The following is a 14,169-nucleotide window of genomic DNA, read 5'->3' on the forward strand; positions in this document are numbered from 1 at the left end:
GCCGGGCTGCCGTCCGGCGCGGCGGCGACTCGCCCGACGGGGCGGGCACCGCCGCGCCCGGCCCGGGCCATGGGTTCGGGACGGCGGACGGTGGGGCACTATGACTCACGTGGCTGCCGCCAGGTCGTCCGACGGCTCCGGTCCCCTCCGCAGGGCGGGCCGGACGGTCGGTCATGCCCTGTGCGCCCCCTTCTCGGGCACCGCGCGGGGCATCAGGAAGGCGACCCACGCCCACGGCGCCGGGGAGTCCGGTCTCGGCAAGCTGATCGAACTGCACGCGGTCAACGGCGCGGGCGACGTCATGATCACCGTCGCGCTCGCCTCCACCGTCTTCTTCTCCGTGCCGACGGACGAGGCCCGCGGGCGGGTCGCCCTCTACCTCGCCGTCACGATGGCCCCCTTCACCCTGCTCGCCCCGGTGATCGGCCCGCTGCTGGACCGGCTGCCGCACGGCCGGCGCGCCGCGATGGCGGGGGCGATGCTCGCCCGGGCCGTCCTCGCGCTCGCCATGTCGGGGGCGGTCGCCACGGGCGGCCTGGAGCTCTACCCGGCGGCCCTGGGGGTACTGGTCTGCTCCAAGGCGTACGGGGTGGTGCGCAGCGCCGTCGTGCCGCGCCTGCTGCCCCCGCGCTTCTCCCTGGTGAAGGCCAATTCCCGGGTCACCCTCGCGGGGCTGCTGGCCACGGGGGTGGCCGCCCCGGTCGGGGCGGGTCTCCAGGCCCTCGGATCCGCGTGGCCGCTCTACGGCGCCTGCGCGGTCTTCGCCGGCGGTACGGTCCTGGCCTTCACCCTGCCGCGGAAGGTCGACTCCGCCAAGGGCGAGCGGCGGGCCCGGCTGGCCCCGCTCGGCGAGGAGAGCCGGCCGCCCCCCTCGCGTACGAAGACCCCGGCCGGGCCGGGCAGCGTCCGCAGCGACCTGTGGAAGGGCCGCCGGGGCCGGAAGGACCGGCGGGAGCGGCCGCCCGGGCTGCGGTCCGTCGGCCCGGCCGTCCTGCACGGCCTCCAGGCAAACGCCGCGCACCGCGCGCTCTCCGGTTTCCTCATCTTCTTCCTGGCGTTCCTGCTGCGCGAGCACCCGCTGGCCGGGCAGAGCGCCGCCGTGTCCCTGGGCATCGTCGGGGTCGCGGCCGGGGCGGGCAACGCCTGCGGTACGGCGGTGGGCTCCTGGCTGCGGGCACGCGGACCCGAGATGATCGTCGCGATGGTCCTGGGCCTCGCACTGGGCGTCGCGGTACTCGCCGCCGTGTTCTTCAGCACCGTGCTGGTCGCCGCGCTGGCGGCGGTCGCCGGCTTCACCCAGGCCCTGTCGAAGCTGTCCCTGGACGCCATGATCCAGCGGGACGTGCCGGAGGAGGTGCGGACCTCGGCGTTCGCCCGGTCCGAGACCCTCCTCCAGATGTCCTGGGTGCTCGGCGGTGCCGTCGGGATCGTGCTGCCGCTCAACGGGGTGCTCGGCATGGCGGTCGCCGCCGGGATCCTGGCCCTGGGCGCGGGCACCTCCGTACGGGGCCTGTTGAACGCCGCGCGGCGCGGCTCACCGCACCCCCGCGTGGCGTGAACGGCGACGACCGATAACCTTCGGCGCATGACCGTTGCGTTCTTCTCCGGTAAGGGCCGTCGAATCGGCGTCGCTCTTGGTGCCGTGTCCGCGGGACTCCTTGTCCTGTCCGCCTGCGACAAGCCGACGCCGCTCGCCACCGTGACGGTCGGCGACAACTCGGTGAGCACCGAGGCCGCCTGCTACAACGACGGCAACGCCCTGAAGGAGTCCTCGATCGAGGGCTGCCTCAACAAGAAGGCGGACAAGACCGTCGAGGTCGCCATGGACGACAAGGTCCGCTTCGGCGTCGACCCGGAGATCGCCGACCACGGCTGGACCCTGTTCATCAACGGCCAGCAGGCCGAGCAGGAGCCGTACAAGAAGACCTACCGGTCGATCCCCGGCAGCGCCTTCTTCGCCAGCCAGACCGGCGAGACCACGGCGGACAAGACGCAGGTCAGCATCGTCGAGACGCAGGGCCAGAAGCTCACCGGCATCTGGCACTTCCAGCTCGAGAAGACCTCCTGACCCCCGACCCGAGCTGAGGACCACCGCCGTGCGGGTGCTCGTCGTGACCGCCGTCCCGGCCGAACGGGACGCGGTCACCCGTGCTTTCGGGGGCGGGTTTGGGGTGCGCCGGGTGCCGGGCGGCGAGCTGCACCGGGCCGGGCCCTTCGACGTGACCGCGGGCGGGGTGGGACCGGCCGCCGCGGCGGCGGCCACCGCCTTCGCCCTGGCCGGCGCGCCCGCCGGTGAACCGTACGGCCTGGTCGTGTCCGCGGGCATCGGGGGCGGCTTCGCGCCCGCCGCGCCCGTCGGGTCCCTGGTGGTGGCCGACACGATCGCCGCCGCCGACCTGGGCGCCGAGACCCCGGACGGTTTCGTGCCCGTCACCGGGCTCGGTTTCGGCCGGGACCGCTTCGTGCCGCCCGCCCCGCTCGTCCGGGAGGTCGCCAGGGCCACCGGCGCCGTACGAGGCACGGTCCTCACCGTCTCGACCGTGACCGGCAGCACCTCCTCCGCGGCGGCGCTGCTGACCGCACATCCCGGAGCCGTCGCCGAGGCCATGGAGGGCTTCGGCGTCGCGGAGGCCGCCGACCGGGCCGGGCTGCCGGTACTGGAGCTCCGGACCGTCTCGAACGCGGTCGGGCCGCGTGACCGGGACGCCTGGCGCATCGGCGAGGCGCTGGCCGCGCTCACCGACGCGTTCGGGAAGACCGCACCCGTAGTGGAAGGCTGGATCCAGCGATGACCGACACGACCGACACCGCCCCCCTCGCCCCGGCCGGGGGCCCCGTCCCGGACAGCCGGCTGCGGATCGCCTTCTCGCCGTGCCCGAACGACACGTTCGTCTTCGACGCCCTGGCGCACGGCAGGGTCCCCGGCGCGCCCGCCCTCGACGTGACCTTCGCCGACATCGACCTCACCAACGGCATGGCCGAGCGCGGCGAGTTCGACGTGCTGAAGGTCTCCTACGCCGTACTGCCGTGGGTGCTGGACGAGTACACCCTGCTGCCGTGCGGCGGGGCGCTGGGACGGGGCTGCGGGCCGCTGGTCCTCACCCGGGAAGCCGGCACGGACCTGACCGGGAGGACGGTGGCCGTACCGAGCGAGCGTTCCACCGCCTACCTGCTGTTCCGGCTGTGGGCGGCCGAGGTGGTGCCCGGGGGCGTGGGCGAGATCGTCGTCATGCCGTTCGACGAGATCATGCCCGCCGTACGTGACGGCCGGGTGGACGCCGGCCTCGTCATCCACGAGGCCCGTTTCACCTACCGGAACTACGGGCTGCACAGCCTCGCCGACATGGGCGAGCACTGGGAGTCGACCACCGGTCTGCCGATCCCGCTGGGCGCGATCATCGCCAAGCGGTCGCTGGGCGGGCAGCGGCTGAAGGAGCTCGCGGACGCCGTCCGCACCTCGGTACGGATGGCGTGGGACGACCCGGAGCGCTCACGGCCCTACGTCCTGGAGCACGCCCAGGAGATGGACCCCGCCGTCGCCGACCAGCACATCGGGCTCTACGTCAACGAGTTCACCGCCGACCTCGGCGAGGACGGCCACGCGGCGATCCGCGGCCTGCTGACCCGGGCCGCGGCCGAGGGCCTGGTGCCCGCGCTCGCCCCGGACGCCCTGACGTTCGCCGGCTCCTGACCCCGCCCGTCCGTTCCGGGACCCTCCGCCTCCCGGCCCGCCGGACACCGGGCCCCGGCCTCCTCGGACGGCCTGCCACGCGACCGGGGCCGCCCCCGCTCCGCGTCGCGGGGCTGGGGCGGCCCCGGAGGCGGGCCTGCGGGCGGGGCGCCGCGCCGAAGGGGTGCGGGTGCTCCCCGGCGGCGGGCCCGGTCAGACGTCCAGCTGGTCGGCGACCGCGCGCAGCAGGCCCGCGATCTTCGCCCCGGCGGCCTTGTCGGGGTACCGGCCGCGCTCCAGCAACGGGGTGATGTTCTCCAGGACCGTCGTCAGGTCCTGCACGATCGACGCCAGCTCGTCGGGCTTGCGCCGCTGGGCCGCGGCGACGGACGGCGTGGGGTCCAGGACGACGACGGACAGCGCCTGGTCGCCGCGCTGGCCGGCGACCACGCCGAACTCGACGCGCTGACCGGGCTTGAGAGCGTCGACACCGGCCGGGAGTACGGACGAGTGGACGAAGACGTCGTCACCGTCGTCGCGCGAAAGAAAGCCGAAGCCCTTTTCCGAATTGAACCATTTGACCTTACCCGTGGGCACGTCTGTCCTCGTCCTCGTACTCGTAGGTGGGGCGGGCGAGCCGCAGAACGGCTCCGGATAGCAATACAGCGGGTCCCGTGACCCGCCGGGACCAAGGCTAGTGGTCGAAGGGCACGGGACAAGACGTCGCCGAACGGTTCCGTTCCGCTGGGAACTACCCTGGCCGGGTGACTACTACTCCTTCCGGCGCAGGCGACCGGCTCGTACAGGTCGGCACGATCATCTTCTTCATCGGCGCGCTGGCCACGCTCGTCACCGTGGCCCCGCTGTTCCTGGGGACCGATCCGTTCCCGTCCGTGGCTTATGCGGTGTGCATGCTGATGGGCCTGGGTTTCCTGGTCGCCGCCGCCGGGGTGGTCCGGTCGGTCTGGAAGAGCTCCCCCAAGCGCGCCGCCACCCGCTGACCGGAGCGGTTCAGGCCATTCCGGGACGTGCCGCCCAGGTGTTCAGCCAGGCCGCGAACCCGGTGAGATTTGGCAGGATCACGTCGGCGCCCGCGGCCAGCAGCGCTTCCCCGTCGCACGGCCCGGTGGTGACGCCGACGGAGAGCGCGTTCGCGGCACGGGCTCCACGGACGTCCCCGGTGTGGTCGCCGACGTATATCCGCGCACCGTGCTCCAGGAGCGCCTCCGCCTTGCGCTCGGCCCAGAGCCCGCCGATCAGCACGTCCGGCGTGATCCCGAGGTGCGCCAGGTGCAGCTTGGCGTTCGGTTCGTACTTGGCGGTGACCACCATCGCCCGTCCGCCGAGCGCCTGGACCGCGGCGACGGCCTCACGGGCGCCGGGCAGGGCGGTCGTCGGGGTGATCGCGCGGCCGGGGTAGAGCGCGCGGTAGCGGTCGGCGGCCTCGGCGATCCGCGCGGCCGGGAACCAGTGGGCCAGCTCCTCCTCCAGTGGCGGACCGAGCCGGGTCACGGCCAGGTCCGCGTCGACGTGCACCCCGGTCTCCGCGGAGAGGGCCAGGTAGGCGGCCTTGATGCCGGGCCGGGAGTCGATGAGTGTCATGTCGAGGTCGAAACCGACCGTCAGGGGCTGTGAGGGCATGCGTCCATTGTGCCGAGCGCCCCGGAGCGGGCGGCGGACGGGCCGTACGGGCCCGTACGGCATGCTCGGCAGGCACCCCCGATCCCGCCTCCCCTTCCTCCGCCCCCCCCTTCTTCCCGCTTCCCGCTTCCCGCTTCCCGCTTCCCGCCGAGGAACGACCGTTGACCCCTCACTCCCTGGCCTTCTACGTCCACACCGTCACCACCGGGACCGTCCTCGGCCTCCGCCCGGAGGACACCCCCGAGCAGGTCGCCGCCGTCCTGGGAACGGACTTCGCCGAGAACCGCTCGGGCTCCCGGGCCATGGGGCGCGACTACGGCCTGGCCGAGTTCTCCTGGCACCGCGCCCGCGGGGACCAGCCCTGGTCGGGGCACCACTTCAGCCTGCAGGTGCACCGGCTCGCCCACCGCGCCCGCACCCGCGCCCTCCCCGGCGAGGCGTTGCGCACCCGGTACGGGCGGTTCGCCCCCCGGCTCCGCTTCGAGAAGCTCCGGCGGCTCCTGAACGCGCGCGGTGTTCCTCTGGTGGAGATCCCGGAGTACCCGGGGAACACGCCGTACTACCGGACGTTCTGGCAGCCCCGCTCCGGGGTGGCCGTCTCCTTCGTCGCCGTGCACGGGGAGTACAGCACGCCCGGCACCCTCCGGCCCGGCGACGTGTACAGGATCCAGGCCCCGGTGACCGCCCCGGAGGTGGAGCTGCGGCGCGCACGGGCGGGAGAGCACGGCGCACAGGGCGGCCCGGGCGGTCCGACGGCCCGCGCATAGACTCAGCCAAGCCTTACCTGACTGTCCTCGCTCACCCGATTGGTTCCGATGGTTCCCGCCGCGCCCCGCCTGACCAGACGTGCTCTCGCCACGGCGGTGGCCACGCTCGCCCTGCTGCTGGCCGTCCTGCTGAGTCTGGCCGTGGGGGCCCGGACCATCCCGCCGGGCGAGGTCCTCGACGCCCTGCTGCACGGCGGGCACTCGGACGCCGCCGAGGTCATCCGGGAGATGCGGGTACCGCGCACCCTGATCGGACTGATGGTCGGCGTGGCGCTGGCGCTGGCCGGCACGGTGCTCCAGGGCATCACCCGTAACCCCATCGCGGACCCGGGGGTCCTCGGCATCAGCCAGGGCGCCTCGGTGGCCGTCGTGCTGGCCATCGCCTACGCCGGGGTCCACACCCTCTCCGGCTATGTGTGGTTCGCGTTCGCCGGGGCCGCCGTCGCGTCCGTCGCCGTGTACGCCATCGCCTCCCGGGGACGCGGCGGCGCGACCCCGGTGAAACTGGCCCTGGGCGGCGCGGCGATCAACGCGCTGCTGGTGTCGGTGACCATGGGGGTGCTCACCGCCAAGGCGTCCGCACTCGACGAGTTCCGGTTCTGGCAGGTCGGCTCGGTCGCGGGCCGCGAGGCCGGCGTCGTCCAGCAGATCTGGCCGTTCCTGCTGGTCGGTGTGGTCCTGGTCCTGTCGGTCGCACGCGGGCTGGACGCGCTGGCGCTCGGCGAGGACGTGGCGAAGGGCCTGGGGCAGAACGTGGCGGCCGTACGCGTGATCGGCGGCATCGGTGCGACGCTGCTCACCGGGGCGGGGGTCGCGGCGGCCGGGCCGATCGCCTTCGTGGGGCTCGCGGTCCCGCACATCGCCCGCGCGGTCGTCGGCGGCGACCACCGCTGGGTGCTGCCGATGGCCGCCCTGATCGGCCCCGTGATGCTGCTGGTCTCCGACGTCGTGGGACGGATCGTCCTGCCACCCGGCGAGGTCCCGGCGGGTGTGATGACGGCGCTGATCGGGGTGCCGTTCCTGGTCGCCCTCGTACGCCGGAAGGCGGTGCCCGCGTGAGCACGGACACGGTGGCGGTGCCCCGGACCCCGGTCCGGCCCGCCGGTTACAGCGTCGTACGGGTCGGGAAGCGGGCCGGGTTCCTGCTGCACCGGCGGGCCACGGGTGTCGCGGCGGGCCTCGCGGTGCTGCTGGCCGCCCTCTGCGTGGCGTACCTCTGCGTCGGTGAGAGCTTCGTCGCTCCGGCGGAGGTGGTGAAGGTCGTTCTCGGGCAGCCCTCGCCCGACGAACTGGTGGTGGGCACCCTGCGGCTGCCCCGCATGGTCGTCGGCCTCCTGGTGGGGGCCGCGTTCGGGATCGCCGGCGCGCTGATCCAGACGGTCGCCCGCAACCCGCTGGCCAGCCCCGACATCATCGGCGTCAGCCAGGGCGCGAGCGCGCTGACGGTCGGAGCGATGACCTTCGGGGTCACCTCGTACACCGTGCTGCCGTACCTCTCGGTGCTCGGCGGCGTCGCGGCGGCGGCCCTCGTGTACGTCTTCGCCTGGCGGGGCGGACTGCACGCCACGCGCTTCGTGCTGATCGGCATCGGCTTCGCGGTCGCCCTGCGGTCGGTGACCACGCTGTTCATGACGAAGGGCGACTACCTGGTCGCCCAGCAGGCGCAGATCTGGATGACGGGATCGCTCAACGGCCGCGGCTGGGCGGAGGCCGCCCCGCTCGGCTGGACGCTCCTCGTGCTGCTGCCCGCCGTGCTGTGGGCGGCCCGGGCGCAGCGGACCGTGTCGATGGACGACGACACCGCGACGGCGCTCGGGGTGCGGCTCGGCCGGGTACGCCTGGGGCTCGTCGCCCTCGGTGTGGTGCTGGCCTCGGTGGCGACCGGGACGGCCGGACCGGTCGACTTCGTGGCACTGCTCGCCCCGCAGATCGCCCGCCGGACGACCCGTACGGCACAGATCCCGCTGGTGTGCTCGGCGCTGCTCGGCGCCGTGATCGTCGTACTCGGCGACCTCCTCGCCCGCAGGCTCTTCTCGCCCACCGAACTCCCGGTGGGCGTACTGACGGCGGCGGTCGGCGCCCCGTACCTGATCTGGCTGATCATCCGCGGCCACGGCGGCCGCAGGGGAGGCAACGCATGACCACGACCGGTTCCACCGACGCCGTCGCGTCCAGGCTCACCGCCCGCGCGCTGACCCTCGCCTACGAGGACCGCACCGTGGTCCACGAGCTGGACCTGGCCGTACCGGACGGGTGCGTCACCGTCATCGTCGGCCCGAACGCCTGCGGCAAGTCGACGACCCTGCGGGCGCTCGGGCGGCTGCTGAAACCGGCCGGCGGCGCCGTGCTCCTGGACGGCACCGAACTCTCCCGGATACCCACCCGGACGATCGCCCGGTCCGTCGGGCTGCTCCCCCAGACCCCGGTGGCGCCCGAGGCGATCACCGTGGCCGACCTGGTCGCCCGGGGCCGCCAGCCGCACCAGCGCTGGTGGCAGCAGTGGTCCGACGCGGACGAGCGCGCGGTGACGGATGCCATGGAGCGCACCGACATCACCGCGCTGGCCGGCCGGCCGGTGGACGAGCTGTCCGGCGGCCAGCGCCAGCGGGTGTGGATCGCGATGGCGCTCGCCCAGGACACGGACCTGCTGCTCCTGGACGAGCCGACGACGTATCTGGACATCGCGCACCAGGTGGAGGTCCTGGACCTGGTGCGCCGGCTCGCCGCCCCGGCGGCCGACGGCACACGGGGCCGGACCGTCGTCACGGTGCTCCACGACCTCAACCAGGCGGCCCGTTACGCCGACCACCTGATCGCCATGAAGGCCGGCCGGATCGTCGCCGAGGGCCGGCCGGAGGACATCGTCACCGCCGGGCTCGTACGCGAGGTCTTCGGCCTGGAGGCGGTGATCGTCCCGGACCCGGTCACGGGTTCCCCGCTCGTCGTACCGGGCGCCCCCTGGTCCCCGGCCACCCCCCTTCCGAGAAAGGCACCCTGACATGCCCGCTCCGCTCCGCGACCGCCGCGGCGTCGCCGCCGCCTCCCTGGCCGTGACGGCCGCCCTCGCCCTGTCGGCCTGCGGGTCGTCGGACTCCGGCTCCGGCTCCGCCCCTGTCAGCGGTGCCACCAGCAGTTCCACGCACACGGTCAACACGGCGATGGGCCATGTGAAGGTGCCCGCCGCACCCGAGCGGGTCGTCGTCCTGGACACGGCCGAGCTGGACTCCGCGCTCACCCTCGGGGTGAAGCCGGTCGGCGCCACGCACGCGGACGCCGACTCGGGCTTCCTGAGTTACCTGCCGGAGGACCAGGTCGCGGGCATCGAGGACGTCGGCGCGATGATGACGCCGAACCTGGAGTCCATCGCCGCCCTGAAGCCCGACCTGATCCTCACCAGCAAGATCCGGCACGGCGACAAGTACGACGAACTGTCGAAGATCGCGCCGACGGTGATGACGGAGAACACCGGCTACACCTGGAAGGAGAACTTCCAGGTCCACGCCAACGCGCTCGGCAAGGTGCCGGAGGCGGAGAAGGTCATCGCCGGGTACGACGCCCGCACCGCCGAGGTGACGGAGGCGCTGGGCGGCAAGGAGAAGGCGGCGGCCACCGAGGTCAACATGGTGCGCTTCGTCGAGGGTGCCGACATCCGCATCTACGGCCGGCAGAACTACATCGCGACGATCCTCGCGGACGTCGGCCTCGGCCGTCCCGCCGTCGTCGACAAGGCCGAGGACGGCTTCTCCTACGACGTCAGCCCGGAGAAGATCGACCTGGCCGACGCCGACGCCGTCTTCCACTCGACGTACGGCGACGCGGAGAAGTCCAAGGAGAAGCAGACCGTGGGCAGCGGCCTGTGGAAGAACATGTCGGCGGTGAAGAACGGCAAGGTCTTCCCGGTCGAGGACGAACTGTGGATCCAGGGCATCGGCTACACGGCGGCCGGCAAGATCCTCGACGAGCTCCAGGCGGACCTGGCGAAGTGATCCGGCGGGAGTGACCCGGCGGGAGCGGTCCAGTGGGAGTGATCCGGCGGGAGCGGTCCGGACGGTCCGGTCCGGCGGGCCCGGTCCGGACGGTCCGGGCCCGCCGCCGTGCTCCTCAGCGCGGCAGCCGCCGCGTCCGCCAGAACAGGTACAGCGCCAGGACGACCGCCGCGGCACGGAGAACGACCGGCCAGGCGTCCGACATCGCCCCGCCCATCGCGTCCTCGGCGAGCGGCTCACCCCAGCGGCCCTCCGTGCGGCCCCAGAACCAGACGAGCGCACCGGCCACCACCGCCCCCGGCAGGCCCAGCGCCGCCCACTTCATCTCCGTGCGGGAGACCCGGCGCGAGCAGAACGCCAGCAGCCAGCCGCACGCCATCGCCACCCAGGAACCGAGCGCCGCACCGGCCACCAGCAGCACGGCGGAGAGCAGCAGCAACGGGCTGCCGAACCCGGGGGCGCGGGCCTGCGGAGCGGCGTCGGGGGCGGCCTTTGGCGCACGACGGCGCGCGCGGCGCACCGTCCGGCGCAGCAGCGAGCGCGCCGGACGCGGGGCGGCTTCCTTCCGCTCCTCCTCGCCGTCCCCGTCGCCCGGGCCCCCGCTCCCGGACGGCTCCCCGTCCTCCGTGTCCGCCCGGCCCCCGGCCGGCCTCGGCGGCCTCAGCAGCCCGGGATGCTCCAGGCCGCCGACGAACCCCGCCACGCCCGGGCCCGCCACGCCCCCCGGACCCGCCTCCTCACCGAACGGGCCGGGGGCGATCCGCCACCATTCGAACTCCCCGTCCTCCGGGCCCGCCTGGTCGAGGCCCGCCATGTGCGGGGCGGAGGCCGAGGGCCAGCCGCCCGCCCCGGGATCCTCCGCGTGGTCCTCACCGTCCGTCAGGCCGTCGTACGGGCCGCTCCCGGCGCCCTCCTCGCCCTCCCCGGCCCGGGCACCGCCCCCGCCGCCCCTGCCCGACGCGTGTCCCCCCGGGGGCGGCGACACGCGCTCCGGCCCCTTTGCCGGCCGCCCCTCGAAGGAGGGTTCCTCCGCCCCGTCGGCGTCTTCTGACGTTCCCTCCGGTCCGCTCACGCGCTCCGCCGCGCCAAAACGCCCGGCGCTCTTCCGGAACACCCCGCGCCGCGGCCGGGGCACCTCGGACGCGCCGGTGTCCGCGCCGCGCCCGGCGGGTGGCCGCGGAGACGGCACGGGGGCCGCCCCGCCGCCCGGCTCAGCGGCCGCGGCGACCAGTTCGTCCGGGGAGCCCAGCCGGCCGATGATGCGTCTGACCACGGCCGGCGAGTCCCCGCCGTCCGTACCGCGCTGCCGGTCGATCTCGCCCCGGAGCTCCGACACGAGCCTCATCCGGGCGCCCGACGGCAACTGCTGCTGCTGTGCCAGGTCACCGACCCGGCTCAGATAGTCGTAGACCAGCTGATCGCTCTCGATGCCCACGCGAAGGTTCTCCCTCTACCCGCCCTGCCCCGACGGTAGCGTTCCAGGGGCTAACGTGGGGCGGATGGGGACGACGACACCACCGCGCACGCTCGCCGAGGCCCTGCGCCTGCGGAGCGACGACTCGCTGGCAGGGCTGCTGCGCGCGCGCCCCGACCTGCTGAGTCCCGTACCGAACGACATCACCCAGCTCGCCACCCGCGCCGGAACCCGGGCCTCCGTCGTACGCGCGCTGGACCACCTGGACCGGTTCGCCCTCCAGACGGCACAGGCACTGGCGGTGGCCCCGGACCCCGCTCCCTACGACACGCTGCTCGGCCTGCTCACCGGGGACGGCCGGGACGACGGCGACCGGCTCGGCGGGACCGGTGCCGCGGTGACGGCGGCCCTGCCCGCCGCGCTGACCACACTGCGCGGGCAGGCCCTGGTATGGGGCGACGACGACGCCCTGCACCTCGTGCGCACCGCGCGCGAACTGCTCTCCCCCAGTCCGCAGCGCCCCTCCCCCACCGGGCTCGGCCCGACGGTCGCCGAGGCGACGGCCGGCATGTCGCCCGGCCGGATCCAGGAGATCCTGGCCGCCGCGGGGCTGCCGGCCACCCATGACCCGGTCTCCGCGGTGGCCGCCCTGACGGGCCTGTTCACCGACCGTACGAGGATGGCCGGACTGCTGGACACCGCACCGGCCGAGGCCCTGTCGGTGCTGGACCGGCTGGTCTGGGGCCCGCCGTACGGCGAGGTCACCGCGAACCCCGCGCCGCCCGTCCGGTGGCTGCGCGACCACGGCCTGCTGCTGCCCGTCTCGACGCGTACCGTCGTCCTGCCGCGCGAGGCGGCCCTGCACCTGCGCGCCGGTCGCGCCCACCGCGTACCGGAACCGGTCGCCCCGCCCGTCACCGCGGCGGCCGAACGCGACCCCCGGGCCGTGGACGCGGTGGCGGCCGGGCAGGCGTTCGCCGCACTGTCCACGGTCGAGGAGCTGCTGAAGCTCTGGGGCACCGCGGGCCCGCCGATCCTCCGGGCGGGCGGCCTGAGCGTACGCGAGCTGAGGCGCACCGCGAGCGCACTCGACGTACCCGAGCCGGTCGCCGCGTTCTGGGTGGAACTCGCCTACGCGGCCGGGCTGGTGGCGTCCGACGGGGAGACCGACGAGCGGTACGCGCCGACACCCGCCTACGACGACTGGCTGGAACTGCCCGCACCGGACCGCTGGACCCGGATCGTCACCGCCTGGCTCGCCGCCACCCGTACCGCGGGACTGGTCGGCGGCCAGGACGCCAAGGGGCGGGCGCTGTCCGCGCTCGGCCCGGAACTGGACCGGTCGGCCGCCCCCGAGGTACGCCGCAGGGTCCTGGGCCTGCTCGCCGCGCTCCCCGCGGGCGCCGCCCCCGACCCGCAGTCCCTGCTCACCCGGCTCCGCTGGGAACGGCCGCCGCGCGCGTCCTCCTCCGGACCGTCGGCGGGCCATGGCTCCACGGCCGTCGGCGACCATCCCGACCTGCGGTCCCGGATCGCCCTGTGGACGCTCGACGAGGCGGAACTGCTCGGCGTCACCGGCCGCGGCGCGCTCTCCTCACAGGCCCGTGCCCTGCTCGACGAGGGGCCCGGCGAGGCCGCCGCCCGGCTCGCCCCGCTCGTGCCCGAACCCCTCGGCCACGTCCTGTTGCAGGCCGACCTGACGGCGGTCGCCCCCGGCCCGCTGGAACGCCCGCTCGCCGAGGCGCTGTCGGTGCTCGCGGACATCGAGTCCAAGGGCGGTGCGACGGTGTACCGCTTCACCCCCGGCTCCGTACGCCGCGCCCTGGACGCCGGTCAGGCCGCGGCCGACCTGCACGCCTTCCTCGCGGCGCACAGCCGGACGCCGGTGCCCCAGCCGCTGAGCTACCTCATCGACGACGTGGCACGCCGCCACGGCCATCTGCGGATCGGCGCCGCCTCGGCGTACGTGCGCTGCGACGACGAGGCCGTGCTCAACGAGATCCTGGCCGACCGGCGTTCCGCACCCCTGCGGCTGCGCCGCCTCGCGCCGACCGTCCTGGCCGCCCAGACCGACCCCGCCTCGCTGCTGGAAGGGCTGCGCGACATGGGGTACGCCCCGGCCGCCGAGTCCGCCGAGGGCGATGTCCTCGTCACCCGCGCCGGGGCCCGCCGCACCCCGCCCCGCACGGCCCCCGAGCCGGTACCCGAGGGCCCCCCGGCCCCCGACGCGACGCTGCTGTCGGCGGCGGTACGGGCCATCCGGGCCGGTGACACGGCCGCCCGCGCGGTACGCACCGTCCCCCAGGAGGGCGCGGAGGGCGCGGAGGGCGGCACCGACGGGGCGCCGGCCGGCACACTGCCCCGTACGAGCCCGGCGGAGACCCTGGTCACCGTGCAGGCCGCGGCGATGACCGGGTCGGCGGTATGGATCGGCTACGTCAACGCGGACGGCGCGGCCAGTCAGCGGGTCATCGCCCCGGTCAAGGTCGAGGGCGGCTTCGTCACGGCCTACGACCACACGGCCGACGAGATCCGCACCTATCCGCTGCACCGGATCACGGGCGTGGCCGAACTCGCCGACGAGCAGGCGAACTGACGCCTCGACATGCCGAGGCCCTGGCGAGCCGACGCCTCGACGTGCCGACGCCCTGGCGAGCCGGGCCGGCGTCCTGGCGGGCTGACGCACCGGCG

The 14,169-nt window shown here is 74.7% G+C and carries 14 protein-coding genes; 11 read left to right on the forward strand and 3 right to left on the reverse strand.

Features of this window, described 5'->3' with window-relative positions:
* Positions 1-109: 109 nt before the first annotated feature.
* Genes CP967_RS14605 through CP967_RS14620 form a run of 4 tightly spaced genes read left to right on the forward strand, consistent with a single transcriptional unit; the run spans position 110 to position 3,691 of the window.
* Positions 110-1,558 (forward strand): MFS transporter, encoded by a 1,449-nt coding sequence (locus tag CP967_RS14605; RefSeq protein ID WP_150488403.1) that lies wholly within the window; start codon positions 110-112, stop codon positions 1,556-1,558.
* Positions 1,559-1,585: 27 nt separating this feature from the next.
* Complete coding sequence (locus CP967_RS14610; RefSeq protein WP_150488404.1) at positions 1,586-2,068, forward strand: DUF2771 domain-containing protein; 483 nt, start codon at positions 1,586-1,588, stop codon at positions 2,066-2,068.
* Between the two features lie 28 nt (positions 2,069-2,096).
* On the forward strand, positions 2,097-2,792 hold the full coding sequence (locus CP967_RS14615) for a futalosine hydrolase (RefSeq protein ID WP_150488405.1): 696 nt from the start codon (positions 2,097-2,099) through the stop codon (positions 2,790-2,792).
* Positions 2,789-3,691 carry a 1,4-dihydroxy-6-naphtoate synthase gene (locus CP967_RS14620; RefSeq protein ID WP_150488406.1) on the forward strand — a complete coding sequence of 301 codons (903 nt, stop codon included), beginning with the start codon at positions 2,789-2,791 and terminating at the stop codon, positions 3,689-3,691. Before CP967_RS14615 ends, CP967_RS14620 begins: the two co-directional genes overlap by 4 nt.
* A gap of 192 nt (positions 3,692-3,883) precedes the next feature.
* On the opposite strand, the gene CP967_RS35120 is transcribed toward CP967_RS14620, so the two are convergent.
* On the reverse strand, positions 3,884-4,267 hold the full coding sequence (locus CP967_RS35120; protein WP_014047584.1) for a cold-shock protein: 384 nt from the start codon (positions 4,265-4,267) through the stop codon (positions 3,884-3,886).
* Positions 4,268-4,434: 167 nt separating this feature from the next.
* Here CP967_RS35120 and CP967_RS14630 point away from each other — a divergent pair, with 167 nt between their 5' ends.
* A complete protein-coding gene (locus tag CP967_RS14630; protein ID WP_150488407.1) occupies positions 4,435-4,671 on the forward strand; it encodes a hypothetical protein in 237 nt (78 codons plus the stop codon).
* Between the two features lie 10 nt (positions 4,672-4,681).
* On the opposite strand, the gene CP967_RS14635 is transcribed toward CP967_RS14630, so the two are convergent.
* Positions 4,682-5,311 (reverse strand): HAD family hydrolase, encoded by a 630-nt coding sequence (locus CP967_RS14635; protein ID WP_150488408.1) that lies wholly within the window; start codon positions 5,309-5,311, stop codon positions 4,682-4,684.
* Positions 5,312-5,472: 161 nt separating this feature from the next.
* On the opposite strand from CP967_RS14635, the gene CP967_RS14640 reads away from it, so the two are divergent.
* From CP967_RS14640 to CP967_RS14660, 5 genes are read left to right on the forward strand one after another with little or no spacing between them, the layout of a single operon-like run.
* A complete protein-coding gene (locus tag CP967_RS14640) occupies positions 5,473-6,078 on the forward strand; it encodes a hypothetical protein (RefSeq protein WP_150488409.1) in 606 nt (201 codons plus the stop codon).
* A 48-nt stretch (positions 6,079-6,126) separates the two neighbouring features.
* Positions 6,127-7,137 carry a FecCD family ABC transporter permease gene (locus CP967_RS14645; RefSeq protein ID WP_150488410.1) on the forward strand — a complete coding sequence of 337 codons (1,011 nt, stop codon included), beginning with the start codon at positions 6,127-6,129 and terminating at the stop codon, positions 7,135-7,137.
* The gene (locus CP967_RS14650) at positions 7,134-8,219 is read left to right on the forward strand and encodes a FecCD family ABC transporter permease (RefSeq protein WP_150488411.1); all 1,086 of its coding nucleotides are present in this window, start codon (positions 7,134-7,136) and stop codon (positions 8,217-8,219) included. The genes CP967_RS14645 and CP967_RS14650 overlap by 4 nt, the downstream gene beginning before the upstream one ends.
* Complete coding sequence (locus CP967_RS14655) at positions 8,216-9,076, forward strand: ABC transporter ATP-binding protein (protein ID WP_150488412.1); 861 nt, start codon at positions 8,216-8,218, stop codon at positions 9,074-9,076. Before CP967_RS14650 ends, CP967_RS14655 begins: the two co-directional genes overlap by 4 nt.
* A 1-nt stretch (position 9,077) precedes the next feature.
* The gene (locus CP967_RS14660; protein ID WP_150488413.1) at positions 9,078-10,064 is read left to right on the forward strand and encodes an ABC transporter substrate-binding protein; all 987 of its coding nucleotides are present in this window, start codon (positions 9,078-9,080) and stop codon (positions 10,062-10,064) included.
* Positions 10,065-10,179: 115 nt separating this feature from the next.
* Here CP967_RS14660 and CP967_RS14665 read toward each other — a convergent pair whose 3' ends face one another.
* A complete protein-coding gene (locus tag CP967_RS14665; protein WP_150488414.1) occupies positions 10,180-11,499 on the reverse strand; it encodes a hypothetical protein in 1,320 nt (439 codons plus the stop codon).
* A gap of 64 nt (positions 11,500-11,563) precedes the next feature.
* Between CP967_RS14665 and CP967_RS14670 the strand changes: the two genes are divergently transcribed.
* Entirely contained in the window at positions 11,564-14,074 is a 2,511-nt protein-coding gene (locus CP967_RS14670; RefSeq protein WP_150488415.1) for a helicase-associated domain-containing protein, read from the forward strand.
* Positions 14,075-14,169: the final 95 nt, after the last annotated feature.

The organism is Streptomyces nitrosporeus, assembly GCF_008704555.1.
Taxonomy (GTDB): domain Bacteria; phylum Actinomycetota; class Actinomycetes; order Streptomycetales; family Streptomycetaceae; genus Streptomyces; species Streptomyces nitrosporeus.

Coding starts and splice junctions, on each gene's coding strand:
- CP967_RS14610 (WP_150488404.1), top strand. CDS start 1,586: ATGACCGTTGCGTTCTTCTCCGGTAAGGGCCGTCGAATCGGCGTCGCT.
- CP967_RS14620 (WP_150488406.1), top strand. CDS start 2,789: ATGACCGACACGACCGACACCGCCCCCCTCGCCCCGGCCGGGGGCCCC.
- CP967_RS14635 (WP_150488408.1), bottom strand. CDS start 5,311: ATGCCCTCACAGCCCCTGACGGTCGGTTTCGACCTCGACATGACACTC.
- CP967_RS14645 (WP_150488410.1), top strand. CDS start 6,127: ATGGTTCCCGCCGCGCCCCGCCTGACCAGACGTGCTCTCGCCACGGCG.
- CP967_RS14655 (WP_150488412.1), top strand. CDS start 8,216: ATGACCACGACCGGTTCCACCGACGCCGTCGCGTCCAGGCTCACCGCC.
- CP967_RS14660 (WP_150488413.1), top strand. CDS start 9,078: ATGCCCGCTCCGCTCCGCGACCGCCGCGGCGTCGCCGCCGCCTCCCTG.
- CP967_RS14670 (WP_150488415.1), top strand. CDS start 11,564: ATGGGGACGACGACACCACCGCGCACGCTCGCCGAGGCCCTGCGCCTG.